Genomic DNA, 23,325 nt, shown 5'->3' with positions numbered 1-23,325 from the left:
CGGCGGCGTGGTTCGGCGCGGTGGGGATCGCAGCAGGAAAAAGGACGGAGCTACCGGACGGGGTGGAGCCGTCCCGCGCTCACTTGAGCGCCTTGTAGCGCATGCGCTTGGGCTTGGCGCCCTCTTCGCCCAGGCGCTTCTTCTTGTCGGCCTCGTATTCCTGGTAGTTGCCATCGAAGAACACCCACTGGCTGTCGCCTTCGGCGGCCAGGATGTGGGTGGCGATGCGGTCGAGGAACCAGCGGTCATGGCTGATGACCAGCACGGTGCCCGCGTATTCCAGCAGCGCGTCTTCCAGGGCGCGCAGGGTTTCCACGTCCAGGTCGTTCGAGGGTTCATCGAGCAGCAGCACGTTGCCGCCCGCGATCAGCGTCTTGGCCAGGTGCAGGCGCCCGCGTTCGCCGCCGGACAGGCTGCCGACCTTCTTCTGCTGGTCGCCGCCGTTGAAGTTGAAGCGGCCCGCGTAGGCGCGGCTCGCCATCTGGAACTTGCCGATGTTGATGATGTCCAGGCCGCAGGAGATGTCTTCCCACACGGTCTTCTCGTCGGAGAGCGCATCGCGGTTCTGGTCCACGTAGGCCATCTTGACGGTGGAGCCGATCACCACTTCGCCGCTGTCGGGCTGCTCGCGGCCGGCGATCAGCTTGAACAGCGTGGATTTGCCGGCACCGTTCGGGCCGATGATGCCGACGATGGCCCCGGCGGGGATGTTCATCGACAGGTTGTCGATCAGCACGCGGTCGCCGAAGGACTTGGTGACGTTCTTGAATTCGATCACCTGGGTGCCCAGGCGGTCGGCCACGGGAATGAAGATTTCCTGCGTTTCGTTGCGCTTCTGGTATTCGAAATCGCTCAGTTCCTCGAAGCGGGCGATACGCGCCTTGGACTTGGCCTGGCGTCCCTTGGCATTCTGGCGTACCCACTCCAGTTCCTTCTTCAGGGCCTTGGCGCGGGCTTCCTCGCCCTTCTGCTCGGATTCGAGGCGGGCCTGCTTCTGGTCCAGCCAGGTGCTGTAGTTGCCCTTGTACGGAATGCCGTGGCCGCGGTCCAGTTCCAGGATCCACTCGGCCGCGTTGTCGAGGAAGTAGCGATCGTGGGTGATGGCCACCACGGTGCCGGGGAATCGGTGCAGGAACTGCTCCAGCCAGTCGACGGATTCGGCATCCAGGTGGTTGGTGGGTTCGTCGAGCAGCAGCATGTCGGGCTTGGACAGCAGCAGGCGGCAGAGGGCGATGCGGCGCTTCTCGCCGCCGGACAGCACGCCCACGTTGGCCTCCCAGGGCGGCAGGCGCAGCGCGTCGGCAGCGATCTCCAGCTGGTGCTCGGAGTCGGTGCCGGCCGTGGCGATGATGGCTTCCAGGCGGGCCTGCTCGGCGGCCAGCGCGTCGAAGTCGGCATCGGGCTCGGCATAGGCGGCATACACCTCTTCGAGCTTGGCCTTGGCGGCGAAGACTTCGCCCATGGCCTCTTCCACGCTTTCGCGCACGGTGTGGTTGGGGTCGAGCTGCGGCTCCTGCGGCAGATAACCGATCTTCAGGCCCGGCATGGGGATGGCTTCGCCCTCGATTTCCTTGTCCACGCCGGCCATGATCTTCAGCAGCGTGGACTTGCCCGAGCCGTTCAGGCCCAGCACGCCGATCTTGGCGCCGGGGAAGAACGACAGGGAGATGTCCTTCAAGATCTGCCGCTTCGGGGGCACGGTCTTGCTGACGCGGTTCATCGAATAAACGTACTGGGCCATTGGCTTTCTTTCCTTGGAATGGGGGCGGCTCCGCCCGGGCGGGAGGCAGCGGCGGGGAGCCGCGCGGCGGAGGCTTTGCCCTCGATTATCGGATGCTTTGCGCCGGGCAGGATGGCGGGCCCGGCCGGAGGGCGGCTTCCCTAGCGCCCCGAGAGCTTGCGCGCTTCGTGCGCCCACTGCGCCGCGGCGCGCGCGATCTCGGCGTGCAGCAGGGCGTGGTCGATGTGGGCCAGCTCCCCGCCGAGCAGGCTGGAGGCCGCCTGCTTCGCGGCCTCGGCGCGCGCGGCGTCGAGGTCGGCATTGCGCACGGCGGTGTCGGCAAGCACCGTGACCCGCGCGGGCTGGATCTCCACGTAGCCGCCGGACACATACACCTCGATGCGCTCGCCGGCCGGGGTCTCGATGTGCACGAAGCCCGCGCGCAGCCGCGTGAGCAGCGGCGTGTGGCCGTGCAGCACGCCGAAGGCACCCTCCGCGCCCGGCAGGCCCACCACGCGCACCGGGCCGGACCAGACCAGGCCTTCCATGTGGGCGATTTCGAGTTGCAGGGCGCCGTCCGGCGCTGCGGCGGGCGATGGCGATGGCGATGAAGGCATGGGGGCAGGTCCGCGGGCTGGCGTGGTGTCCATGGCCGCGCACCGGGTAAATCCCGATGGCGGCACGGCCACCGCAACGTGAATGACAGGCCACCAGTCTAAGCCCGGGAAACTCCGGCGAGGCGAACGGCCACGCCTGCAGTGTGTCCCCGCGCACGGTGCGGTGCGATCTCGTGCCACAATAGCGTCTCAGCCGCCGGCACCAGGAACCGGCGGCCTCAGCAGTCTGCTGGGGACGAGGAAGCCGCCGCGCGGTGTTCCGGCTCCCATTCGTGAATCCCATCTGCCTTGACTGGACGCAGCCCCTTCCCCCGGGTCCTGCGACAGGCCGATGCCTCCCGCGCCCGGAGAGGGCGCTTCCTTGAATGACTTTTGACGAACTGAATCTGGCCCCGGCCATTCTGAAAGCCGTGCACGAGCAGGGCTACGAAACCCCCACCCCCATCCAGGCCCAGGCCATCCCCGCCGTGCTCGCCGGGCATGACCTCCTCGCCGGAGCGCAGACCGGTACCGGCAAGACGGCCGCCTTCACGCTGCCGATGCTGCACCGCCTCACGCAGGGCGGCACCGCCCGGCCCGCCGGCGGCATCCGCGCCCTGGTGCTCACCCCCACGCGCGAGCTGGCCGCGCAGGTCGAGGAAAACCTCCGCGCCTACGCCAAGCACCTGGACGTGAAGTCCACCGTCATCTTCGGCGGCGTGGGCATGAACCCGCAGATCGACCGCATCAAGCGCGGCGTGGACATCCTGGTGGCCACCCCCGGCCGTCTGCTGGATCTGCAGCAGCAGGGCTTCCTGGACCTCTCCAGGGTCGAGATCCTGGTGCTGGACGAAGCCGACCGCATGCTGGACATGGGCTTCATCCACGACGTGAAGAAGGTGCTGGCCCTGGTGCCCCGCGACAAGCAGAGCCTGCTGTTCTCGGCCACCTTCAGCGACGAGATCCGCGAGCTGGCCGGCACCCTGCTCAAGAACCCGCAGAGCATCCAGGTCACGCCGCGCAACACCACCGTGCAGCGCATCACCCAGGTGATCCACCCCGTGGGCCGCGGCAAGAAGAAGCAGGTGCTGCTGCACATCATCCAGCAGCACAACTGGAGCCAGGTGCTGGTCTTCACCCGCACCAAGTTCGGCGCCAACAACGTGGCCGAATTCCTCACCAAGAACGGCGTCACGGCCATGGCGCTGCACGGCAACAAGAGCCAGAGCGCCCGCACCCAGGCCCTGGCCGGCTTCAAAAGCGGCGACATCCGCGCCCTCGTGGCCACCGACATCGCCGCGCGCGGCATCGACATCGACGAGCTGCCGCACGTCGTCAACTACGAGATCCCCAACGTGCCCGAGGACTACGTCCACCGCATCGGCCGCACCGGCCGCGCGGGCGCCAGCGGCGAGGCCGTGAGCCTGGTCTGCATGGACGAGGAAGGCTTCATGATGGAGATCGAGCGCTTCACCAAGCAGGAGATCCCGGTGCAGGTGCTCGAAGGCTTCGGCCCCGAGGAAGGCGAGAAGGCCGAGCCGATCGCCATGGGCCGCCAGACCATCTGGGGCGGCGCGGGCAAGCCGCCGAGCCGCGAGGTCATGCAGGCGGCCGCCAAGGCTGCGCGCAGCGAGATGATAGAACGCATCCGCACCAACAAGGCAGCCCAGGGTGAGCGCAGCGGCGGCGGCGGAGGCAAGTCCGGCGGGCGCGGCGCGCAGGCCGGCCAGGGCGAAGGCGGCGGCAACGGCGGCCAGAAGCCCCAGCGCGGCCGCGGCGGCGCGCAAGGCCAGGGCCAGGGCAACGGCCCGCGCGCGGCGCATCCCGGCAACGGCGGCCATCCGCGCTCCGGCAACGGTGGCGGCGGCAATGGCGGCGGGCGTGGCAACCGTCCCCCGCGCAGCGAGGGCGGCCACCGCTCCGACGACCTGCAGCCGCGGCGCGAGAACGCCCACCTGGGCACGCAGCTCGGCACCCACCTGGGCCCCACGCGCCATGGCAGCGGCGGCGGCCAGCCCGACCCGATGCGCACCAGCGTGGACAGCATGTCCAGCGGCCGGCGCGGCGGCGGCGGCTTCCGCAGCGGTGGCGGGGGTGGCGGCTACGGCGGTGGTGGTGGCGGCTACGGCGGCGGCCGCGGCGGCAACCGCGGTCCCCGTGGCGGCGGTGGCGGCTACGGGCGCTGAATCCCGGCACGCCCCATTTCCTTTCTTCGACGCGCGCAGCCCCCTCCCGGGGCGGCGCTTCGTGCCCACGGCGCGGCACGGGCGGTCTCCGGACCGTTCCGTGCCGCGCCGTTTCGTTTTCGCCGTTTCGGCAGCGGGCCGCTTCCCGCGCCGGCGGCCCATTCCCCGAATGCCCCGGTACACGGGACTGGCACCGACACGCTCCGGCCGCGGTGCCGGGTAACATCGGCCCCGCCTGCCACACCCGGCCGCACGCGGCCCGATCGACCATGAACCAGCCATTCGACGCCCTCCGCCCCTCCAGGACCGCAGCCCCCGGCCTGCCGCCCCGCGCGCTCGCCCCCCTGGTCCTGGCCATCGCCGTGATGGCGGCGGGCTGCAGCAGCACGCCGCTGCCCCCCTGGCCCGCCAGCGCGCCGACGCCCCTGCCCTCCACCGCGCAGACGCGCCCGGAAACGCCGCGCACCGTGCCCCCGCCGCTGGGCACCACGCGCGCGGAAGTGGTGACCACCCCGATCGCCGACACCCCGATCGTGCCGCAGCCGGAAGGCGCGCCCTCCCCGTCCGCCGCCGCACCGGCCGAGGCCCTGCCCTACTCCGCCGCCGTCGCGGCGCGGTTCCCCGATCCGCCGGTGCGCTACGACACACCCGGCCTGGCCGACGGCCGCCGGGCCTTCACCACCAATGCCGAGGCCTCGCAGTGGCTGCACAGCCTCGCGCCCCAGGCGGGAAGCATGACGAAGACGGCGGTGATCGAGTGGGGCCGCTCGCAGCGCGGCGTTCCGCTCGAGGCACTGGTGGCCACGCGCGGAGCCGGCACTTCGCTGCAGGACCTGGACGCCAGCGGCCGGCCCACCGTGGTGCTGATCGGCCAGCAGCACGGCGACGAGCCCGCAGGCTCGGAAGCGTTGCTGGTGATCGCGCGCGAACTCACGCAGGGCCTGCTGGAGCCGCTGCTGGACCGCATCAATGTCGTCGTCGTGCCGCGCGCGAACCCGGACGGCGCGGAAGCCGGCACCCGCGTGACCGCGAACGGCACCGACATGAACCGCGACCACCTGCTGCTCACCACCCCCGAGGCGCAGGGGCTGGCCCGGCTGGTGCGGGACTACCGTCCCATCGCCATCGTCGATGCGCACGAATACACCGTGGCCGGCCGCTTCCTGCAGAAGTTCGGCGGCATCCAGCGCTACGACGCGCTGCTGCAGTACGCCACCACCGCCAACGTGGCGGAATTCCTCACCAAGGCGTCCCGCGAGTGGTACTACCAGCCCATGTCCGCCGCCCTGCAGGGCCAGGGGCTGACCAGCGACTGGTACTACACCACCTCCACCGATCCGGCGGACATGCGCGTTTCCATGGGCGGCACGCGGCCGGACACCGGCCGCAACGTGAACGGCCTCAAGAACGCGGTGAGCCTGCTGGTGGAAACGCGCGGCGTGGGCATCGGCCGCACGCACATCCAGCGCCGGGTGCACACCCAGGTGACGGCGCTGACCAGCGCGCTGCGCAGCACGGCCGAGCGCGCCGCCAACCTGGAGCAGGTACGCTCGTTCGTCGCGCGCGACACGGTCGCGCAGGCCTGCCGCGGCGAGGTCGCCGTGGATGCGGGCCCGACCGCCACGCAGCGCGACCTGCTGATGCTCGACCCGCAGACCGGTGCCGACAAGACCGTGCGCGTGGAATGGAACTCGTCGCTCGACCTGCGCACCCTCACCAGCCGGCCGCGCCCCTGCGGCTACTGGCTCGGCCCCTCCGCCAGCCAGGCGGTGGACCACCTGAAGATGATGGGCGTGCAGGTGATGCGGGTGGCCGAGCAGGGATCGCTGCTGGCCGACACCTACCGCGAAACCGCGCGCGACACCGCGCCGCGTGAGGATGTGCGCGGCACCGTGGCCGGCGCGGCGGACACCGTGCGCGTGAAGGTGGAAACCGTGCGCACCGCCATCGACGCACCGGCCGGCAGCTACTACGTGCCGCTCAACCAGCCCCTGGCGAACCTCGCGGTCGCCGCGCTCGAGCCGGACACGCAGAACAGCTATTTCGCGAACCGGCTCATCGGCTCGCTGGGCGACATGGCCCGGGTGATGACCACGCCGACGCTGGTGTTCGAGGAACCGGACTGATCCGGCCCGCCGGCGCCACCCGGAACGCGCCGGCGGCTCAGGCGGACACGTGCCGCTCGTCCAGCGCGCCCGGCACGGTGGTGCCCGGCCGCTCCTGGCCGGCCGCCACGTCCACCACGTGGGTGGTCATGGCCACGGCCAGGGCCTCCTCGCCCAGGAAGACCTTGCCCACGCCTTCGCTTTCGAGCAGGTGCGCCTCCTCCTCGTTGTGGGAGCGCACCACGGTCTCGATGCCGGGATTGAGCGTGCGCGCGGTGGCGACGATCTGCCGCACGTCCAGCGTGTCCGGCGTGGCGATCACCAGCATGTGGGCCCGCGCGATGTGCGCCTGGATCAGCACGGCCGGGTCCACGGCGTCGCCGGCGACGGCGGCCATGCCCTGGCCGCGCAGCCGCTCGACCAGTTCCCGGTTCTGCTCGGCCACCACGAAGGGAATGTCGCGCGCGGCCAGCGCGGCGGCGATGCGGCGCCCCACCCGGCCGTAGCCGACCAGCACCACCTGCCGGGCCAGGTAGCGCTGGTGCGTGGTCTCAGGCAGTTCCGCCAGCGGATCGTCGCGCAGTTCCAGTTGCCGCGCCCAGGCGGAGCGCGCACGCAGCCAGTCCTGCAGCGGCGCGATGGCGCGGAACAGGATGGGGTTGAGGGCGATGGAAAACAGCGCGCCCGCCAGCACCAGGCTCGCGCCTTCCGGAGGCAGCAGACCGAGCGATGCGCCCAGGCCCACGAGGATGAACGAGAACTCGCCGATCTGCGCCAGGCTGGCCGACACGGTGAGCGCCGTGTTGAGCGGGTAGCGGAAAGCCAGCACCAGCGCGGCCGCCGCGAAGGTCTTGCCGAAGATGATGATCGCCACCACGGCGAGCACCTGCAGGGGGCGCTCGAGCAGCACGCGCGGATCGAACAGCATGCCCACGGAGACGAAGAACAGCACGGCAAAGGCATCGCGCAGCGGCAGCGACTCCTGCGCGGCCCGGTGGGCGAACTCCGACTCGCGCATCACCATGCCCGCGAAGAACGCGCCGAGCGCGAACGACACCCCGAACAGCGCGGCCGAGCCGAAAGCGATGCCCACGGCCGCCGCCACCACGCACAGCGTGAACAGCTCGCGCGAGCCCGTGCGCGCCACCTGCCACAGCAGCCAGGGAAAGAGCCGCCGCCCCACGAGCAGCATCACGGCCACGAAGCCGCCCACCTGCGCCAGCGTCCAGCCCACGGTCTTCCAGAGCGGAGGATGGGCCGCGGCACCGGCCGGACCCTCCGGCGTGCCGCCGAGCCACCCCGCCAGGGGCGGCAGCAGCACCAGCACCAGCACCATGGCGAGGTCCTCCACCACCAGCCACCCGACCGCGATGCGGCCCGTGTAGGAGTCGAGAATTCCCAGCGTTTCCAGCGCCCGCAGCAGCACCACCGTGCTGGCCACCGACAGGGCCAGGCCGAAGACCAGCGCGCCGCCCAGGCCCCAGCCCCACCAGCTGGCCAGGCCCACGCCCAGCAGCGTGGCCACGGCCATCTGCACGATGGCGCCCGGCAGGGCGATCCTGCGCACGGCGAGCAGGTCGCCCAGTGAGAAGTGCAGGCCCACGCCGAACATCAGCAGCATGACGCCGATCTCGGCCAGCTGGCTGGCCATGGCGCCGTCGGCCACGAAACCGGGCGTGTAGGGCCCGATCGCCACGCCCGCCAGCAGGTAGCCCACCAGCGCGGGCAGGCGCACCCGCGTCGCCAGGAAGCCCAGCAGCAGCGCCAGGCCGAGGCCGACGGCGATCGTATGGATGAGGGCGACGCTATGGGGCATGTGTCAAAGGATGGGCTTTGGCAGCGCTCAGAGCGCGGGAGGGGCGGAGGAAGCGATCTCGCTGCGTTCCGTTATAACCGCAAAGCAGCAGGACGGCGATGCCCCCGCGCCCCCGGAGCCCCCGGCTGCGCGGGTATGATCACGGGCCTCGGAAGGGCCGCCGCAACCGGCCTGCTTCCCATCATCTGCCCGTAGCTCAACTGGATAGAGCAATTGCCTTCTAAGCAATAGGTCGGGGGTTCGAGTCCCTCCGGGCAGGCCATCCGCTTTCCCTGCGCACATCGACAAGCAACTTACCGGGCCTCACACCCGTCTCGGGCTCCTGGCCCTATCCTCGGCCAGCGGGGTCTCGGCCGGTGCCGTGGCCACTCTCGGTCCGGCGGCTGTCAGGGGTGCATTGCAGCCCGGGTGGTCACCCCGCCCTTGTCATTCCGGGGAAACCATGGCGGGAAGCGGGGCAGCGCGGATTGTTGACAATGGCGCGGCTTCCCCCCCGACCATTCCCATGCACATCCTCATCGCCGGCGCCCTGCTGGCCGCCCTCTCCCTGCCCTCCGGGGCAGACGGCGGATGGTTCACCGTGTACGGCGATCCGGCGCAGAGCGAGCGCGACCTGATCCAGATCCGTCCGGCGTCCATCGCGCACCTCGAGGGCGACCTGATCAGCGTGGAAGTGCGCGTGACCCGGGAATCCCCGCGGGAGGCCTATGGCGGCGGGCAGTACCGCGGCCACCAGAGCGTCGTGGCGGTCGATTGCCCGCGGCGGGAAGCCTGGTACACGCGCATGCGCTTCTACACCCAGCCGGGCTGGGCCGGGCCGGTGGAAATGGAACGGTCGTTCAGGCAGGGCGAGGCGCCCGTGAAATTCAATGCGATACCCGACCAGGCGGACCGGCTGGTGCGGGCCGCCTGCCGGCTGCGCCGCTGAGGGCTTTCCGCAGCAACGCCGCGTCAACCCAGCCACTGCCGGTGGCGCGGGATGCCTTCATCCGAGAACTGGGATTGCACGGACTGCCGGCTGTCGGGAATGTCCTCGGCATCCGGACAGGGTTCCAGGTCGCCGAACTGGGCCTGCCAGCGCGGCAGGTCGCGCTGCCCCATCTGGCGCGCACGCCTGCTCTCGGCGGCATGGAAGGCAGAGCCTCCCGAGCATGGGACGATGGACATGCGGCACCTCCTTTTTCTGGAACGTCGAAACCTTATTGGGCTCCCGGCAGGCGGGGCGCGGGGTGGGACGGGCGAGGCAGGGTCCGTAGGACCGCGCCCGCCCTCCTGGAAGCACGGGCATGCTCAACGGCCGCTGGAGCCCCCCGCACCGCCGCTGCCGCCAGCCCCGCCGCCGCTGGAGCCACCGCCGGTGGAACCACCGGAGCCGCCGCCGGAACCCATGCCCGACCCGCCGGCGCCCGACCCCGTTCCCGTACCGGATCCGCCGGTACCGGTACCGGTACCGGAGCCGCCCGACCCGCTGCTGCCGGCGCCGCCCGAACCGGTGCCCGAACTTCCGGAACCGCTGCCGGAGCGCGCGCCGGAACTGCGGCTGTCCGTCTGGGCGCCGGAGCGCTTGGAGGCGCCGCTGGCACGGGGAGACGGGGCATCGGCGGTGCTGCCGCCCAAGGCGCCGCCGGAAGACCCGCCCGACGTCTGTGCCTGCGCCAGCGGGGCACCCATCAGCACCGCGCCCGAAATCAGCGCACCGGCGCAGTACTGCAGCGTCTTGCGCATCTGTGTATTCCTGTTCATGGATGATTCTCCTTGTCGTGGATCGGATTGAGGATTGCAGGCCATGCGCGTCCGGACGGGATCGTCCGGGCCGGGGAGGTTTCCACGGCGTTCCGACGGCCTGGATGCCAGCTTCCTCCCCACGCTGCCCGGCCGTTTGTAGGAATCGCAGCGGATGCCCGCGGGTAGCGCAAGCGCGGCGGACACACGTTGCACTCCGCACACATCCGGTATCGAAGCGTGACCCAGCCGCCGCGCCGCGGCGCACCCTCCTACGCGCGGCGCCGGGGCCCGGAAGTTCTGCCTTAACATACGTCCCGCCTGCCCGGGGCGCGGGCGCCTGCGCGGCCGTTGCCGCCACGCAGGCGGCAACGGCGTCCGGGGCCGCCAGGCCGCGGCGGCCTCCCGGCGCCGCACGGACCCGCCGCACCCGCACCTGCCCACGGGCATGGCCGCCGGCACCCTCTCAACCTTCGAAGAATCCATGAACAGCCTGCGCCGAATGCTCGCCGTGCTCGATCTCTTTCGCCCGGACCAGCCGGTGATCGACGTCGATACCATCTGCCGGGAACTGGACTACACGCCTGCGAGCGCCTACCGCTACCTGCGCGAACTCGGCGACGTGGGGCTGCTGGTACGGCTGCCGCGGGGCTACGCGCTGGGGCCCCGGATCATCGCGCTGGAGCGGCAGATGACCGACTACGATCCGATGCTGGTGCGCAGCCGCGACCTGATAGACCGGCTGGTGAAGGAAACCCAGCTGGACGCGCTGATCAGCGAGCTGTATGGCGACGTGGTGATCAACGTGCTGCTGCAGCGCGGCAGCGACGCCGCCCCGGCGGACAGCGGGCGCGGCAAGCCCATCGACCTGTTCCACAGCGCGACGGCCCGGGTGGTGCTGGCGTACCTGTCGCCACGGCAGATCCGCCGCATCTACGACGCCCATGCGGCCAGGCCGGAGCTGGAGCACGTGGGCCTGCAATGGAAGGATTTTTCCAAGAGCCTGCTGGCGATCCGCAAGCAGGGCTACTGCATCAGCGAGGGGGAACTGCATCCGGAGCGCATCGGCATCGCGGCGCCGGTGTTCGACGAGAAGCAGCGCGTGCTGGGCAGCATCACGCTGGTGGGAAGCAGCGAGCGCTTCAGGGCCTTCCAGGAAGGGTTCCTGTGCAGGCTCGTCACCGAGGCCGCGGCCGAACTGACCGAGCGCATCGCGCGGCAATGAGGCGCCGCCGGGCCGCGGCAGCCGCCGCCGGCCCCGTTCCCACCAGGCCGGAACGGGAAGCGGCGGCCTGCACGGCGTTCAGAGCGAGGCCAGCCCCCGGCCGAAGACGTCCAGCGCCTTGAAGAGCAGCGAGCGCGGCACGGTGAGCGACGGCATCACGCGCATCACGTTGGTGTAGCGGCCGCAGGGAACCATCAGCACGCCGTGGCTCAACATGTAGCCCATGAGGCGGCCCAGCTTCTCGCCGGTGAGCGGAGCCCTGGTGGCCTGGTCTTCGACCAGTTCGATGCCGATCATCAGCCCGCGTCCGCGCACTTCGCCCACGTAGGGACTGCCGAAGCCCCGGATGTACTCCTGCGCCTCCAGGCCCAGGTCGTGGGCGCGCTGGATCAGGTTGAGCTCGGGGTCCTGCAGCAGGCGGATATTGGTGAGCGCCACGGCGGCGGACAGGGCGTTGGCCGCGAAGGTGTTGGGCGCGGAGCCGTCCGGGATCTTCGCCGCGAGGTCCGAGCGCATGACCAGGCCGGCCATGGGCACGTCGCCGCCCATGCCTTTGCCGAAGGTCATCATGTCGGGCTTCACGCCCGAGTGCTCCACGGCCCACATCTTTCCGGTGCGGCCCGCACCGCACTGCACCTCGTCCACGATGAGCAGCGCGCCGCTGCGGTCGCAGGCCTTGCGCAGCAACTGCAGGAATTCCGGCGCCGGGGGCACGTAGCCGCCCTCGCCCTGCACGGGCTCGACGATCACCGCGGCGACGTCGTCGGCGGCGGTGTACGGGGTGTTGAGCAGGTAATCGATGTACTCGCCCGCGATCTGCTCGGCGCTCTTGTGCGTGGTGTCGAAGGGGAAGCGGTAGGCATAGGGATAAGGCGCATGGATCACGCCGCCCATGAAGGGGCCGTAGCCCTTGCGGTAGGCGGTGCCCGTGGTGAGCGCGTTGGAGGCCTGCCAGATGCCGTGGTAGCCGCCGTGGAAGGCGATGATCTGGTGGCGCCCGGTGACGCGCCGCGCGAACTTCACGGCCGCCTCCAGCGCATCGCTGCCGCTTTGGGTGAAGAAGGTGATGCAGTCGCCGCGCAGGCCGTCGGGCGCGATCTCGGAGATCTTCGCCGCGAGCTCGGTGCGCCGCGTGTTGTTCACTTCCATGGCGTGCATCAGATCGCCCGCCTGCCGCTGCATGGTCTTCACCACTTCCGGATGGCAGCGGCCCACGCTGCTCACGCCAACCCCGGCTGACAGGTCCACGAAGACGTTGCCGTCGGGGTCCTTGAAGGTGACGCCGAAGGCGCTGTCCATCACCACGGGCATGCGGCCGCCACCGCGCGCCATCGATTCCGTGCGTGCGGACAGGGCCAGTGCCTCGGCGGCCTTCGGGCCGGGAAAGACGGTGGACGCCATCTTCGGGGCGTCGGCAAAGTTCAGGGCTTCCAGTTCAGCTTCAGTCATAAAACATACCTTGTTGCGTATCTGCGGGATGGCGTGCGGCGGACGCGCCGCACACCGTGGAGCGCCAGGCGATGGTCATTCAAGCCGCTGGCCGCGGGTTAGCCTGAATCGGCAACCGGAGCGCGACGCGTTCTGCCGGCGTAGCGCTATGCCCCGGCGCAGGGCGTGAAGGAGCGGACCACGCCGGCGAGCGCGCGGACTGGTCGCTGGGGCTGTCCGCGGCGGCGGCCTGCACCACCAGCGCGGCGTTCCGCTGGGTCGCGTGGTCGATCGGACCCATGGCCTGCCGTCCGGCGCGCCGCAGCGGGCTACACCCGGTCCCGGCCCAGGTCCGCGAAGCGGCCCGGCTCGCGCCGCCGCAGCCGCCGGGCAGCCCACAGGCCCAGCAGCGCCGCCACCGGCACGGCGCCCACGAGCACCAAGGATGCCCGGGGGCTGGCGCCCGTCAGGACGTGGAAATTGGCCACGGCGAGGGCCAGCACCGCGCACAGGCCCAGGCAGGCCAGCAACGGCAGCACCAGCACGCGCAGGCGGCCATGGCCGCGCGGCCGGCCATGGAAGAACACGATCACGGCGGCGGCGGTGCACACCATGAGGGCCAGCACGCACACCGAGGCGAGGTTGCTGAGCCAGGAGAACACCGACAGCACCGGGTCCGCGCCGGCCACCGCGAAGCCGATCACCACCACCGCGCACAGGGCGGTCTGCAGCAGCGAGGCGATGTGCGGGCTCTTGTATTCGGGATGCGTGCGGCCGAGGACCGCGGGCAGCAGTCCCTCGCGGCCCATGGAGTAGAAGTAGCGCGCCGTGGAGTTGTGGAACGCGATCAGGCCCGCGTAGATGCTGACGATGAACATGCCGCGCAGCACCAGGGTGAGCCGCGGCCCGCCGTACTGGTCGGAGAGCAGGTAGAGGAAGTTCGTCGGATCCTCCAGCGCGGCGATGGACGCCACGACCTTGTCGCTGCCCGCGCCGATCACGAGGCACCACAGCGAGAAGGAATAGAAGCAGCCCACCAGCAGCAGCGCGGCATAGGTGGCGACCGGGATGCTGCGCCGCGGGTCCTTGGCCTCTTCGCTGTAGATGGTTGTGGCCTCGAAGCCGATGAAGGCGGCGAAGCAGAACAGCAGGCCGATGAAGGGATTGCCGCCGGAGATGGCCTGCGGCGTGTAGGAGCGCAGGTGGATGCCGTCGGCGCCGCCGTGCGCGAGGATCAGCACGTCAAGGCACAGCACGACGGCGTACTCGGCCACCACGAAGCCGGCCAGCATCTTCGCGGAGAAATCGATCTGGTGGTAGCCGAAGTAGGCCACCGAGGCCATGGCCGCCAGGGCGCACGACCACCACGGCAACTGCCACCCGGACAGCGCGTGGATCGCCTCCGAGGTGACGGCCCCCAGCAGGCCGTACAGGCCGAACTGCAGCACGACATAGCCGAGGATGGCCACCATCGCCACCGCCCCGCCCGCGTGGCCGCCCAGGCCGCGGGCGACCATCGAATAGAAGCCGCCCGCGCTGGTGACGCAGGTGGCCATGGCGGTGTAGCCGGCCGCGAACATGAGCAGCAGCGCCAGCGCCACCAGCACGAGCGCGGGCGTTCCCGCGCCGTTGCCCAGCATGATGCCGATGGGAAAGCCCCCGGCCACCACGCTCAGCGGACTGGCGGCCGAGATCACGAGCAGCGTGATGACTCCCGCGCCGAGCGTCGATCGCCGCAGGCCCGTGGAGTGAGGCGCTCCGGCCTGCTGCGCTCCGGTCACATGGGGGTCTGTCCATTCCATACATTCATCTCCGTGCTCGGCGTGTCGTGTCGTGTCGGAGCCCGGGCGCCGCGCGAAGAGCGCAAGCAGGGCCCGGGCCGAGGCAGGCGGCAGTCTAAGAACGGCAGGCCGGCAGGCGATAGCCCGGATCGGCAAGCCGGCGCGGCGGACCGCGGCGCGGCACGGACGCCGCATCCATGCAGGACAGCGCGGCGCCGCGGATGCGCAGACAGCGCGCGCGGCAGCCCATCCGCCCGCCGTCGCGACGCTGCCGATGCGCAACTGAGAGGCGGGCTGACTGAGCGGCGGGCTGGAGGAGATGCTCAGTTCGCCAGCCGGCGCGCGGCGTCGGCGCGGCGCGTCTGCGACGGCAGCTCGCCGAAAAGGCCCTGGTACTCGGCGGCGAAGTGGCTGAGATGGAAGAAGCCCCAGCCCGAAGCGGCATCCCCGATGGACAGCTCGGAGGGCGCGGTGGACATCAGCGTGCGGCGCACGCCGTTGAGGCGCACCGAGCGCAGGTAGTTCAGCGGGGTGGTTTCCGCGACGGTGCGGAAGCTGTTCTGCACCGTGCGCCGGCTCACGTGCAGGCGCTCGCACAGGTCCATGACGCTGGGCACGTTGACGGCATCGGACATCGCGAGCCGGTGGCACTTTTCCACGATGAAGCTGTGCGTGGAGCTGACGTGGCGCTGCGCCCTGTCGCAGGCGGGGTCGGTCACGAGCCGCAGCATCTCCTCGAGCATGGCCTGCTCCAGCGCCTGGGAGGGCTCGCCCTGCAGGGACACGCCCGCATCGTTCGGGGCCATGGCCCGCGAGAAAATCGAGAGCAGCCGCCGGCGCGCCTCCTCGAGCCGCTGCTGCGGCACCTTGATCACCGGCTGCCGCAGCAGCATGCCGATTTCATGCTCCCATGGCGTGTCGGCCAGGGCCTGGTCGAAGAACGACTGCTCGAACGTGATGGCCAGCAGGTCCATGCCCATGGGCATGTGGAACATGAATTCCTCGCCGCCCCGCAGCACGAAGATGCTCTTGTCGTCCGCCTCGCGACCCTGCATGCGGATGGAGCCGGGAATGGCGATGGGCACCGCGAAGCACAGCTTGCCGCGGGGCGCCTCGCCGTGCTGCACCACGCGCTGGTTGATGTGCTCGCGGAACACGTGGCAGCGCGCGCTGTTGAGCTGGATGAGTGAACTCTCCAACGCCCCCGCCGTGATCTGGCTGTAGGTCTGGTGCCATTCGCGCACGGCGGATGCGTGCACATGGATATCTTGAAACCGATCGATCGACTGATTCATGGTCCGACGGAACCTCCTGCGCGGGCCGGCCCGCGGGTGCAGGCCTGGCGTCTCTGCCACATTGCAAGAATTGTGCAATCGGACATTCCCACATACAGCCGGGAAAACCCCCGCCAGCCGCCCGCTGCCAGTGCACCACGCACCACATCGCAGCCCCGGCGCGGTGCATGCACCCGAACCGGGAAAAGGCCGCAGCCCGGTCCGTGGAACGTTCCACGCAAGCCCGCGCCGCAGCGCATGCAGTTGCTGATTTGGGCTAACGCGGCCGGGAAGCCGAACCCGAAACTTCCGGCACCGCCGCACCGGGCGGCTGCTCCGGAAGGAGCGCGCCTCCGGTGACACCCGTTTCCCATCGTTGCAGAACACACCGCCACATGCCCATGAACCACTCCCTGAAGCACTTCATCAATGGCGCACCCGCCGAAGCCTCCGACGGAGGCCGGATGGCACTGGTCGATCCCGTGAACGAACAGGAATACGCCACCGCGGCGCGCGGCACGGCCGAAGACATCCAGCGCGCCGTCGCGGCCGCGCATGCCCAGTTGCACAGCGGCGCCTGGAGCCGCCTCGGGGGCGCCCAGCGCGCGCGCCTGCTGCTGCGCCTGGCCGACCTGGTGGAACGCGATACGGATTTGCTGGCCGACATGGACGCGCAGGCCATCGGCCGCTCGCCCATGGAGCCGCGCATGATGGACGTGCCCAATGCCGTGTCCCACCTGCGCGCGGCGGCGGGCTGGGCGAACCAGCTCGAGGGGCGCACCATTCCGACCAGCGGGTACATGGGCACGCGCACGCTCTCCTATACCGTGCGCGAGCCGGTGGGCGTGGTGGGCGCCATCGTTCCCTGGAACTCCCCGTTGATGATCACCACGTGGAAGCTCGCCGCCCTGCTCGCGGCCGGCTGCACCGTGGTGGTGAAGCCGTCGGAAGAGACGCCCCAGTCCGCGCTGCACCTGGCGGCACTGTGCAAGGAGGCCGGCTTCCCCGATGGCGTGGTCAACGTGGTGACGGGCCATGGCGCCGTGGTGGGACGCGCGCTGTGCGAGCACCCGGACGTCGCCAAGATCAGCTTCACCGGAAGCCCCGAGGCCGGCCGCGCGATCCAGCAGATCGCCGGCGCCTCCTTCAAGCGCGTGACCCTGGAGCTGGGTGGCAAGAGCGCGCAGATCGTCTTCGACGACGCCTCCTTCGAGCAGGCGCTGCGCGGCTGCGCGCTGGGCCTGTTCGTGAACCAGGGCCAGGTCTGCGCGGCGGGCTCCCGCATCCTGGTGCAGCGCAGCCTGGCGCAGCGCTTCGCCGCCGCGCTGGCCGAGGCCGCCGATGCCGTGGCCGTGGGCGATCCGCGACAGCCGGGCGTGCAGATGGGCCCCGTGGCGAAGAAGGCCCAGTTCGAGCGCGTCAACCGCTACATCCGCCTGGGGCTGGAGGAAGGCGCCGAACTGCTCGCCGGCGGCGTCTCGGCACCGGACAAGGGCTGGTTCGTGAAGCCCACGATCTTCGCCAACGCGACCAACGCCATGACCATCGCCCGCGAGGAAATCTTCGGCCCGGTGGGCACGGTCATCGCGTTCGACACCGAGGAGGAAGCCATCGCACTGGCCAACGACTCCAGCTACGGCCTGGCGGCCACGGTGTGGACCAACGACCTGGCGCGCGCGCACCGCGTCGCGGCAGCCGTGCGCGTGGGCGCCGTGGGCGTCAACTGCTGGAGCCCCCTGGAGGCGAACCTGCCCTGGGGCGGCGTGAAGACCAGCGGCATCGGGCGCGAAGGCGGCCTGGTCGGCGCCATCGCCTACACCGAAGAGAAGGTCATCACCATCCTGCTGCCCTGAGCGCGGACGGCCGACCGAACACAGCCAACCCACGGAGATCCCATGTTCCGCACGCCCCTCTCCCCCGCCCCGCTCTCCCGCGCCACCTGCACGGCCGTTTTCGCGGCCCAGTTGCTCGCGCTCCCTTTCGCCGCCCATGCGGCCGACCCCGCCCAACTGGACAAGCTCACGCCGTCCGGCGCGGAAAAGGAAGGCAACAAGGACGGCACCATTCCCGCATGGCAGGGGGCCGAGGCCCCGCGGCCGGGATGGGAATGGGGCAAGCTGCGCCTGGACTACTGGAAGCACAAGGATGAAAAGCCGCTGCTGACCATCGACGCTTCCAACGCCGACAAGTACGCGGACAAGCTCAGCGCCGGCCAACTGGCCATGCTCAAGCAGCGCAAGGACTACCGCATGGACGTCTATCCGTCGCACCGCACCTGCGGCGTGCCGGATTTCGTGGCCGCCAACACCCGCGGGAACCTGGGCACCGCGAAGCTCAACGACGACGGCTGGAGCCTGAAAGAGGCCACCGTGCCCGGCTACCCGTTCCCCATCCCCTCCTCCGGCGTGGAAGCGATGTGGAACTCCAAGATGCGCTACCGCGGCGTGGGCATCGATTACAAGGGCACGATCACCGCGGTGTCGCCGCGGCGCGGCAGCACGGAGTGGATCCGGGCCGATTCGGAACAGACCGTGTTCATCCCCTCGGGCGCGAAAGGCTCCACGCAGCTGTCCTCGCTGCCGCCCGTGGAGTTCTACGTGTACTTCGGCTATGTGGCGCCCGCGGCGCTGGCCGGCCAGGCCCTGGCGATCACGCAATACATCAACCAGGCCGAGAACGAGACCTTCTACTACTTCCCCGGGCAGCGGCGCGTGCGGCGCATGCCCACCTATTCGCACGACGCGCCGCAGATCGGCATGGAGAACCAGTACACGCTGGACGAGCCGCAGGTGTTCAACGGCGCCCTGGACCGCTTCGACTGGAAGCTGGTCGGCAAGAAGGAGATGTACGTGCCCTACAACGCGTTCGGCGCGTTCGACTTCAAGGCGAAGTTCGAGGACGTCGCCAGGCCGGACTTCATCGCGCAGACGCACCGCCGCTACGAACTGCATCGCGTGTGGGTGATCGAGGCGACGGTGAAGGCCGGCATGCGGCATTCCGCCCCGAAGCGCACCATCTATCTCGACGAGGACAGCTGGGCGCCGGTGCTGATGGACGACTTCGACGGCCAGAACAAGCTCGCGAAGATGCGCGAGGGCTTCCTCATCCCCGTCTATGAGACCGGCAGCTGCGACGTGATGGCCATGGTGCAGAACAACCTGGCCGAAGGGCGCTACGTCTTCGACACGCACACGGTCGGCGTCGGCAAGGACATCCGCTGGTTCACCGAACCCGCCGGCCCGCGGTTCAAGTCGAGCTTCTTCACCTCAGACAACCTCCGCGCCATCAGCGAGCGCTGAGCCCCGGGCGCCCACCAGGAGACCAGGATGACCCCCCATCACCCCCCGCGCCTGCGCACGACCGCGCTGGCCGCCGCCGCGCTGCTCGGCACCGGCGCGCACGCCATGACGTTCGAGACGGAGAACATCCGCGGCAGCTTCGACTCGACGGTCACCGTCGGCACCGGCATCCGCATGAAGGACCCCGCCTGCACGCTCATCAACGCCGGAGCCGCCGGCGACGGCGCCCCCGCGGGCTGCCTGGCGCCCACCTCGGCGCTGGGCGACCAGGGCAACCTCAACTACGCCAAGGGCGACGCCTTCACCACCTACCTCAAGGGCAGCCACGAACTGCTGCTGAAGATGCCGTCCGACATCACCTTCCTCGGGCGGGTGAACTGGATCAAGGACTTCACCGGGTCGGACACCACCGGCTACCTCGCCGCGGGCGCACCCTCCGGGCTGCGGGACGGCCTGGCGCCGGATGCGCGCCGCGACCTGCGGTTCAAGGCGCGCCTGCTGGACCTGTGGGTGAGCAAGTCTTTCGACATCGGCGAGCAGCGCGCGCGCGTGCGCATCGGCAACCAGGTGATCAACTGGGGCGAGAGCCTGTTCCTGTCCGGCGGCATCAACAGCACGAACGCGGTGGACGTGATGCGCGCCTCGCAGCCCGGCACCCAGCTCAAGGAAGTGCTGCTGCCCGCGCCCATGGTGAGCGTCGCCAGCGGCCTGGGCCACGGCCTGAATGCCGAGGCCTATGTGCAGACGCACTGGAACGGCAACTACATGCCGCCCACGGGCAGCTACTGGTCCACCGCCAACGGCCTCGGCAAGGGGCACGGTACCTACGGCCTCGTCGAGGACAAGCCGAAGAACGCGGGCCAATGGGGCGTGGCGCTGCGCTACCAGCCGGAAGGCACCTCGCTGAACCTCGGCGCGTACGTGCTGAACTACCAGGACAAGGGCGCGAATTTCAGCACCAACGTGAAAAACACGGGCCGCGCCGGCTGGACGTTCGCGGAGAACCGCCGGCTCTACGGCGTGAGCGCGAACATGCCGGCGGGCGACTGGTCCCTCGGCACCGAGCTGTCCTACCGGCCGCGCGATGCGGTGTCGCTGAATTCCGCCGCCACCGGCTGCGCCTCGCAGGGGGGCAACTGCTGGGTGGACGAAAAGAAGTTCCAGTGGCACCTGACCGGCCTCTACAGCGTCACGCCCAGCAACGGGCAATGGCTGCTCGATCTGCTGGGTGCCAGCACCGCCACGCTGATGGCCGAAACCGTGGTGGTGCGCTACCCGCACCTGAAGCAGTTCTACGGCGCGGATCCGATCTCCGCGGGCGCCTGGGGCTGGGGCCAGGAATTCAACGCGGGTGCGTCGCCCTCGCCCATGGGCTCGAGGACGGCGTGGGGATACAACCTGGATTTCAGCTGGGTGTATGACGGCACGGTCATCCCCGGCTGGCAGGTGATCCCCGAGATCTACTACTTCCAGGCCGTCAAGGGCCGCACGCCCAACGCGGCCGGCCAGCTCATGGAAGGCGCGAAGTCCGTCAACCTCACGGTGAGCTTCGTGCAGAACCCTGCCAAGTGGCAGGCGTCGATCAACTATGCGGCCTTCTTCGGCGGCAAGCGCGTGTTCGACCAGCCGCTGCGCGACCGCAACTACCTGGGCTTCACCCTGTCGCGGAACTTCTGACGCGGGAGTGGCGCGGCGCCCGAGGCCCTGCCGCCCCACGGACGCGCGCTGCCCCGTCTCCCGAACCTCTGCCTTCCGACCGCCTGCCGAAAGCCGCCCGTGCCCGATTCCGCTTCCCCTCCCCGGTCCGCCCTCGTCCGCGCCGTGCAGCGCGTCGAACAGCTCGTCTTCCGCCACCGGACCGCGCTGCTCGCCGCGCTGGCCGTCTTCACCGCCGTGATGGCCTGGTTCGCGGTGCAGTTGCGCATGGACGCGGGCTTCGAGAAGCAGATGCCCATGGGGCACGAGTACATCGAAACCTTCAAGGAATACCGCAACGACGTGCTGGGCGCCAACCGGCTCAACATCGTGGTGAAGGCGCGGCACGGCAGCATCTGGACGCCCGCCGCGCTGCAGCGCGTGTACGAGGTCACCCAGGCCGTCGGCTACCTGCCCAACATCGAACGGCTGGGCGTGCGCTCGGTCTGGACGCCCAACAGCTTCGTCAACGAGATCACCGAGGAAGGCTTCCGGGCCGACCCGCTCATCGACAGCACCATCACGCCCGGCCAGCTCACGCCCGAGTCCATCGCCGGCATCCGCCGCGCCGCCTCGCAGGGCGGATTCGTGGGAACGCTGGTCTCGCGCGACGAAACCAGCGCCATGGTCACCGCCGAGCTGCTGGAGGTCGGCGCCGACAACATCCGGCTCGACTACGTGGCCTACAACCACCTGCTGGAAGAGCGCATCCGCGCGAAGTTCGAGGACGCGGATTTCGAGATCCAGATCATCGGCTTCGCCAAGCAGATCGGCGACATCGCCGACGGCGCGCGCTCGGTGCTGAAGTTCTGCGCCGTCGCACTGCTGCTGACGGCGGTGGCGGTGTACTGGTACTGCCGCTCGGTGCGCTTCACGCTGCTGCCGATCGTGTGCTCGCTCACCTCGCTGGTGTGGCAGTTCGGCACGCTGAAGCTGATCGGCTTCGGCCTGGACCCGCTCGGCGTGCTGGTGCCCTTCCTGGTGTTCGCCATCGGGGTATCGCACGGCGTGCAGCAGATCAACTTCATCGTGCGGCAGATATCGCATGGCCGCTCCAATTACGACGCCTGCCGCGACAGCTTCACGGGCCTGCTGATCCCGGGCACGCTGGCCCTGGTGACGGCCTTCGTCTCGTTCGTCACGCTGCTGCTCATTCCCATCCCGATGGTGCGCGAGCTGGCGATCACCGCCTCGCTGGGCGTGGCCTACAAGATCGTCACCAACCTGGTGATGCTGCCGGTGGCGGCCTCGTACTTCGACATCGGCAAGCGCTACGCCGACGCGGCGCTGGTGCAGCGCGAACGGCGCTCGGGCTGGCTGCGCGTGCTCGCCCGCGTGGCGGAGCCGCGCAACGCCCTGCTGGTGCTGGCGGCCACGGCCGTGGTGTTCGCCGCCGCCGTGTGGCAAAGCCGCGACCGGGTGGTCGGCACGCTGCAGCCCGGCGCGCCGGAGCTGCGCGCGGATTCGCGCTTCAACCGCGACGCGGTCGCCATCTCCGGCAGCTACGACACCGGCCTGGACTGGCTGACCGTGGTCTTCGAGGCGCCACCGGACAGCTGCGGCAACGTCAATATCGGGCTCTACCAGGACCGCTTCACCTGGACCATGCAGCCGGTGGAGGGCGTGCTGTCCGTGGCTTCGTACGCGGGGCAGCTGCGGCTCTACAACGAGGGCTACAACGAAGGCCATCCGAAGATGGCGGTGATCCCGCTGGACCCGGGCAACTACGCGGCCCTGTCCACCGAGATCGCGCGCCTGCCCGGCATGATGCGCAAGGACTGCAGCATGACGGCCGTCCACCTCTTCCTGACCGACCACAAGGCGGCCACCATCCAGCGCGTGATCGACGCCGTGAAGCGCTTCCGCGAAGGCGACAGGCAGGACGGCATCGCCATCCGCCTCGCCTCGGGCAACGCCGGCGTGCTCGCGGCGATCGACGACGAGGTCGAGAAGAGCGAACTGCCGATGATGCTCTACGTGTATGCCGCCATCATCGTGCTGGTGTTCCTGGTTTACCGCGACCTGCGCGCCGTCGTGGCCTGCTGCCTGCCGCTCACCGTGGGCACCTTCATCGGCTACTGGTTCATGAAGGAGCTGGAGATCGGCCTGACCGTGGCCACGCTGCCGGTGATGGTGCTGGCGGTGGGCATCGGCGTGGACTACGCCTTCTACATCTACAACCGGCTGCTGATGCATCTCGCCCACGGCCAGAGCATCGTCAAGGCCGTGGAATCCGCCATCCTCGAGGTCGGCACGGCGACCATCTTCACGGCCATCACGCTGGCCATCGGCGTGGCGACCTGGTCGTTCTCGCAACTGAAGTTCCAGGCCGACATGGGCAAGCTGCTGGCTTTCATGTTCATGGTGAACATGGTGATGGCCATGACGGCCCTGCCGGCGGTGGCCGTCTGGCTGGAACGCCTCTTCCCCCGCCGCAGGCCCGTGCAGGCCACCGGGCTGCAGCACGACTGATCCGCC

The 23,325-nt window shown here is 69.9% G+C and carries 16 protein-coding genes and 1 tRNA gene; 9 read left to right on the top strand and 8 right to left on the bottom strand.

Annotated elements, in window-relative coordinates; translation table 11 throughout:
• Window positions 1-79: 79 nt before the first annotated feature.
• Together ettA and atpC are read right to left on the bottom strand one after the other, a co-directional pair.
• Window positions 80-1,741, bottom strand: a complete 1,662-nt coding sequence (ettA, locus tag BLR99_RS10215) for an energy-dependent translational throttle protein EttA (protein WP_011794932.1) — start codon at window positions 1,739-1,741, stop codon at window positions 80-82.
• Between the two features lie 140 nt (window positions 1,742-1,881).
• Window positions 1,882-2,337: an ATP synthase F1 subunit epsilon gene (gene atpC / locus BLR99_RS10210; protein ID WP_046060059.1), complete on the bottom strand. Its 456-nt coding sequence runs from the start codon at window positions 2,335-2,337 to the stop codon at window positions 1,882-1,884.
• Between the two features lie 365 nt (window positions 2,338-2,702).
• On the opposite strand from atpC, the gene BLR99_RS10205 reads away from it, so the two are divergent.
• Window positions 2,703-4,502: a DEAD/DEAH box helicase gene (locus tag BLR99_RS10205; protein ID WP_046060058.1), complete on the top strand. Its 1,800-nt coding sequence runs from the start codon at window positions 2,703-2,705 to the stop codon at window positions 4,500-4,502.
• 269 nt (window positions 4,503-4,771) lie between these two features.
• Window positions 4,772-6,628 (top strand): M14 family metallopeptidase, encoded by a 1,857-nt coding sequence (locus BLR99_RS10200; RefSeq protein ID WP_011794929.1) that lies wholly within the window; start codon window positions 4,772-4,774, stop codon window positions 6,626-6,628.
• Window positions 6,629-6,665: 37 nt separating this feature from the next.
• Here the strand turns inward: BLR99_RS10200 and BLR99_RS10195 are convergent, their stop codons facing one another.
• The gene (locus BLR99_RS10195; protein ID WP_011794928.1) at window positions 6,666-8,423 is read right to left on the bottom strand and encodes a cation:proton antiporter domain-containing protein; all 1,758 of its coding nucleotides are present in this window, start codon (window positions 8,421-8,423) and stop codon (window positions 6,666-6,668) included.
• 185 nt (window positions 8,424-8,608) lie between these two features.
• On the opposite strand from BLR99_RS10195, the gene BLR99_RS10190 reads away from it, so the two are divergent.
• Window positions 8,609-8,685: transfer RNA gene (locus tag BLR99_RS10190), tRNA-Arg, on the top strand.
• 243 nt (window positions 8,686-8,928) lie between these two features.
• Complete coding sequence (locus BLR99_RS10185) at window positions 8,929-9,351, top strand: hypothetical protein (protein ID WP_017439102.1); 423 nt, start codon at window positions 8,929-8,931, stop codon at window positions 9,349-9,351.
• 23 nt (window positions 9,352-9,374) lie between these two features.
• On the opposite strand, the gene BLR99_RS10180 is transcribed toward BLR99_RS10185, so the two are convergent.
• Complete coding sequence (locus tag BLR99_RS10180; protein WP_017439103.1) at window positions 9,375-9,590, bottom strand: hypothetical protein; 216 nt, start codon at window positions 9,588-9,590, stop codon at window positions 9,375-9,377.
• Window positions 9,591-9,713: 123 nt separating this feature from the next.
• Window positions 9,714-10,166 carry a hypothetical protein gene (locus BLR99_RS10175; protein ID WP_138919955.1) on the bottom strand — a complete coding sequence of 151 codons (453 nt, stop codon included), beginning with the start codon at window positions 10,164-10,166 and terminating at the stop codon, window positions 9,714-9,716.
• A gap of 463 nt (window positions 10,167-10,629) precedes the next feature.
• Here BLR99_RS10175 and BLR99_RS10170 point away from each other — a divergent pair, with 463 nt between their 5' ends.
• On the top strand, window positions 10,630-11,370 hold the full coding sequence (locus BLR99_RS10170; protein ID WP_048857496.1) for an IclR family transcriptional regulator: 741 nt from the start codon (window positions 10,630-10,632) through the stop codon (window positions 11,368-11,370).
• A gap of 78 nt (window positions 11,371-11,448) precedes the next feature.
• Here BLR99_RS10170 and BLR99_RS10165 read toward each other — a convergent pair whose 3' ends face one another.
• From BLR99_RS10165 to BLR99_RS10155, 3 genes are all read right to left on the bottom strand, one after another.
• Window positions 11,449-12,819 carry an aspartate aminotransferase family protein gene (locus tag BLR99_RS10165; protein WP_048857480.1) on the bottom strand — a complete coding sequence of 457 codons (1,371 nt, stop codon included), beginning with the start codon at window positions 12,817-12,819 and terminating at the stop codon, window positions 11,449-11,451.
• A gap of 308 nt (window positions 12,820-13,127) precedes the next feature.
• Complete coding sequence (locus BLR99_RS10160; RefSeq protein ID WP_048857479.1) at window positions 13,128-14,600, bottom strand: APC family permease; 1,473 nt, start codon at window positions 14,598-14,600, stop codon at window positions 13,128-13,130.
• 302 nt (window positions 14,601-14,902) lie between these two features.
• A complete protein-coding gene (locus tag BLR99_RS10155; protein ID WP_048857478.1) occupies window positions 14,903-15,874 on the bottom strand; it encodes a helix-turn-helix domain-containing protein in 972 nt (323 codons plus the stop codon).
• Window positions 15,875-16,254: 380 nt separating this feature from the next.
• Between BLR99_RS10155 and BLR99_RS10150 the strand changes: the two genes are divergently transcribed.
• The 4 genes from BLR99_RS10150 (at window position 16,255) to BLR99_RS10135 (ending at window position 23,319) form a co-directional block, all read left to right on the top strand.
• Window positions 16,255-17,706 carry an aldehyde dehydrogenase family protein gene (locus tag BLR99_RS10150; RefSeq protein WP_048857495.1) on the top strand — a complete coding sequence of 484 codons (1,452 nt, stop codon included), beginning with the start codon at window positions 16,255-16,257 and terminating at the stop codon, window positions 17,704-17,706.
• A gap of 42 nt (window positions 17,707-17,748) precedes the next feature.
• A complete protein-coding gene (locus BLR99_RS10145; protein ID WP_017438672.1) occupies window positions 17,749-19,152 on the top strand; it encodes a DUF1329 domain-containing protein in 1,404 nt (467 codons plus the stop codon).
• A gap of 27 nt (window positions 19,153-19,179) precedes the next feature.
• Window positions 19,180-20,829 (top strand): DUF1302 domain-containing protein, encoded by a 1,650-nt coding sequence (locus BLR99_RS10140; RefSeq protein ID WP_017438671.1) that lies wholly within the window; start codon window positions 19,180-19,182, stop codon window positions 20,827-20,829.
• A gap of 99 nt (window positions 20,830-20,928) precedes the next feature.
• Entirely contained in the window at window positions 20,929-23,319 is a 2,391-nt protein-coding gene (locus BLR99_RS10135) for an efflux RND transporter permease subunit (RefSeq protein ID WP_061855767.1), read from the top strand.
• The last annotated feature ends 6 nt before the right edge of the window (window positions 23,320-23,325 follow it).

The sequence above is a fragment of the Paracidovorax citrulli genome, assembly GCF_900100305.1.
In the GTDB taxonomy this organism is placed as follows: Bacteria; Pseudomonadota; Gammaproteobacteria; order Burkholderiales; family Burkholderiaceae_C; genus Paracidovorax; species Paracidovorax citrulli.
Note: the sequence above shows the minus strand (reverse complement) of the source record. Positions and strands in the feature narration are given on the sequence as shown.

Excerpts from the sequence above, each read along its gene's own strand:
- ettA (WP_011794932.1), bottom strand. The coding sequence starts at position 1,741 with ATGGCCCAGTACGTTTATTCGATGAACCGCGTCAGCAAGACCGTGCCC.
- atpC (WP_046060059.1), bottom strand. The coding sequence starts at position 2,337 with ATGCCTTCATCGCCATCGCCATCGCCCGCCGCAGCGCCGGACGGCGCC.
- BLR99_RS10205 (WP_046060058.1), top strand. The coding sequence starts at position 2,703 with ATGACTTTTGACGAACTGAATCTGGCCCCGGCCATTCTGAAAGCCGTG.
- BLR99_RS10200 (WP_011794929.1), top strand. The coding sequence starts at position 4,772 with ATGAACCAGCCATTCGACGCCCTCCGCCCCTCCAGGACCGCAGCCCCC.
- BLR99_RS10195 (WP_011794928.1), bottom strand. The coding sequence starts at position 8,423 with ATGCCCCATAGCGTCGCCCTCATCCATACGATCGCCGTCGGCCTCGGC.
- BLR99_RS10185 (WP_017439102.1), top strand. The coding sequence starts at position 8,929 with ATGCACATCCTCATCGCCGGCGCCCTGCTGGCCGCCCTCTCCCTGCCC.
- BLR99_RS10180 (WP_017439103.1), bottom strand. The coding sequence starts at position 9,590 with ATGTCCATCGTCCCATGCTCGGGAGGCTCTGCCTTCCATGCCGCCGAG.
- BLR99_RS10175 (WP_138919955.1), bottom strand. The coding sequence starts at position 10,166 with ATGAACAGGAATACACAGATGCGCAAGACGCTGCAGTACTGCGCCGGT.
- BLR99_RS10170 (WP_048857496.1), top strand. The coding sequence starts at position 10,630 with ATGAACAGCCTGCGCCGAATGCTCGCCGTGCTCGATCTCTTTCGCCCG.
- BLR99_RS10165 (WP_048857480.1), bottom strand. The coding sequence starts at position 12,819 with ATGACTGAAGCTGAACTGGAAGCCCTGAACTTTGCCGACGCCCCGAAG.
- BLR99_RS10160 (WP_048857479.1), bottom strand. The coding sequence starts at position 14,600 with ATGGAATGGACAGACCCCCATGTGACCGGAGCGCAGCAGGCCGGAGCG.
- BLR99_RS10155 (WP_048857478.1), bottom strand. The coding sequence starts at position 15,874 with ATGAATCAGTCGATCGATCGGTTTCAAGATATCCATGTGCACGCATCC.
- BLR99_RS10150 (WP_048857495.1), top strand. The coding sequence starts at position 16,255 with ATGAACCACTCCCTGAAGCACTTCATCAATGGCGCACCCGCCGAAGCC.
- BLR99_RS10145 (WP_017438672.1), top strand. The coding sequence starts at position 17,749 with ATGTTCCGCACGCCCCTCTCCCCCGCCCCGCTCTCCCGCGCCACCTGC.
- BLR99_RS10140 (WP_017438671.1), top strand. The coding sequence starts at position 19,180 with ATGACCCCCCATCACCCCCCGCGCCTGCGCACGACCGCGCTGGCCGCC.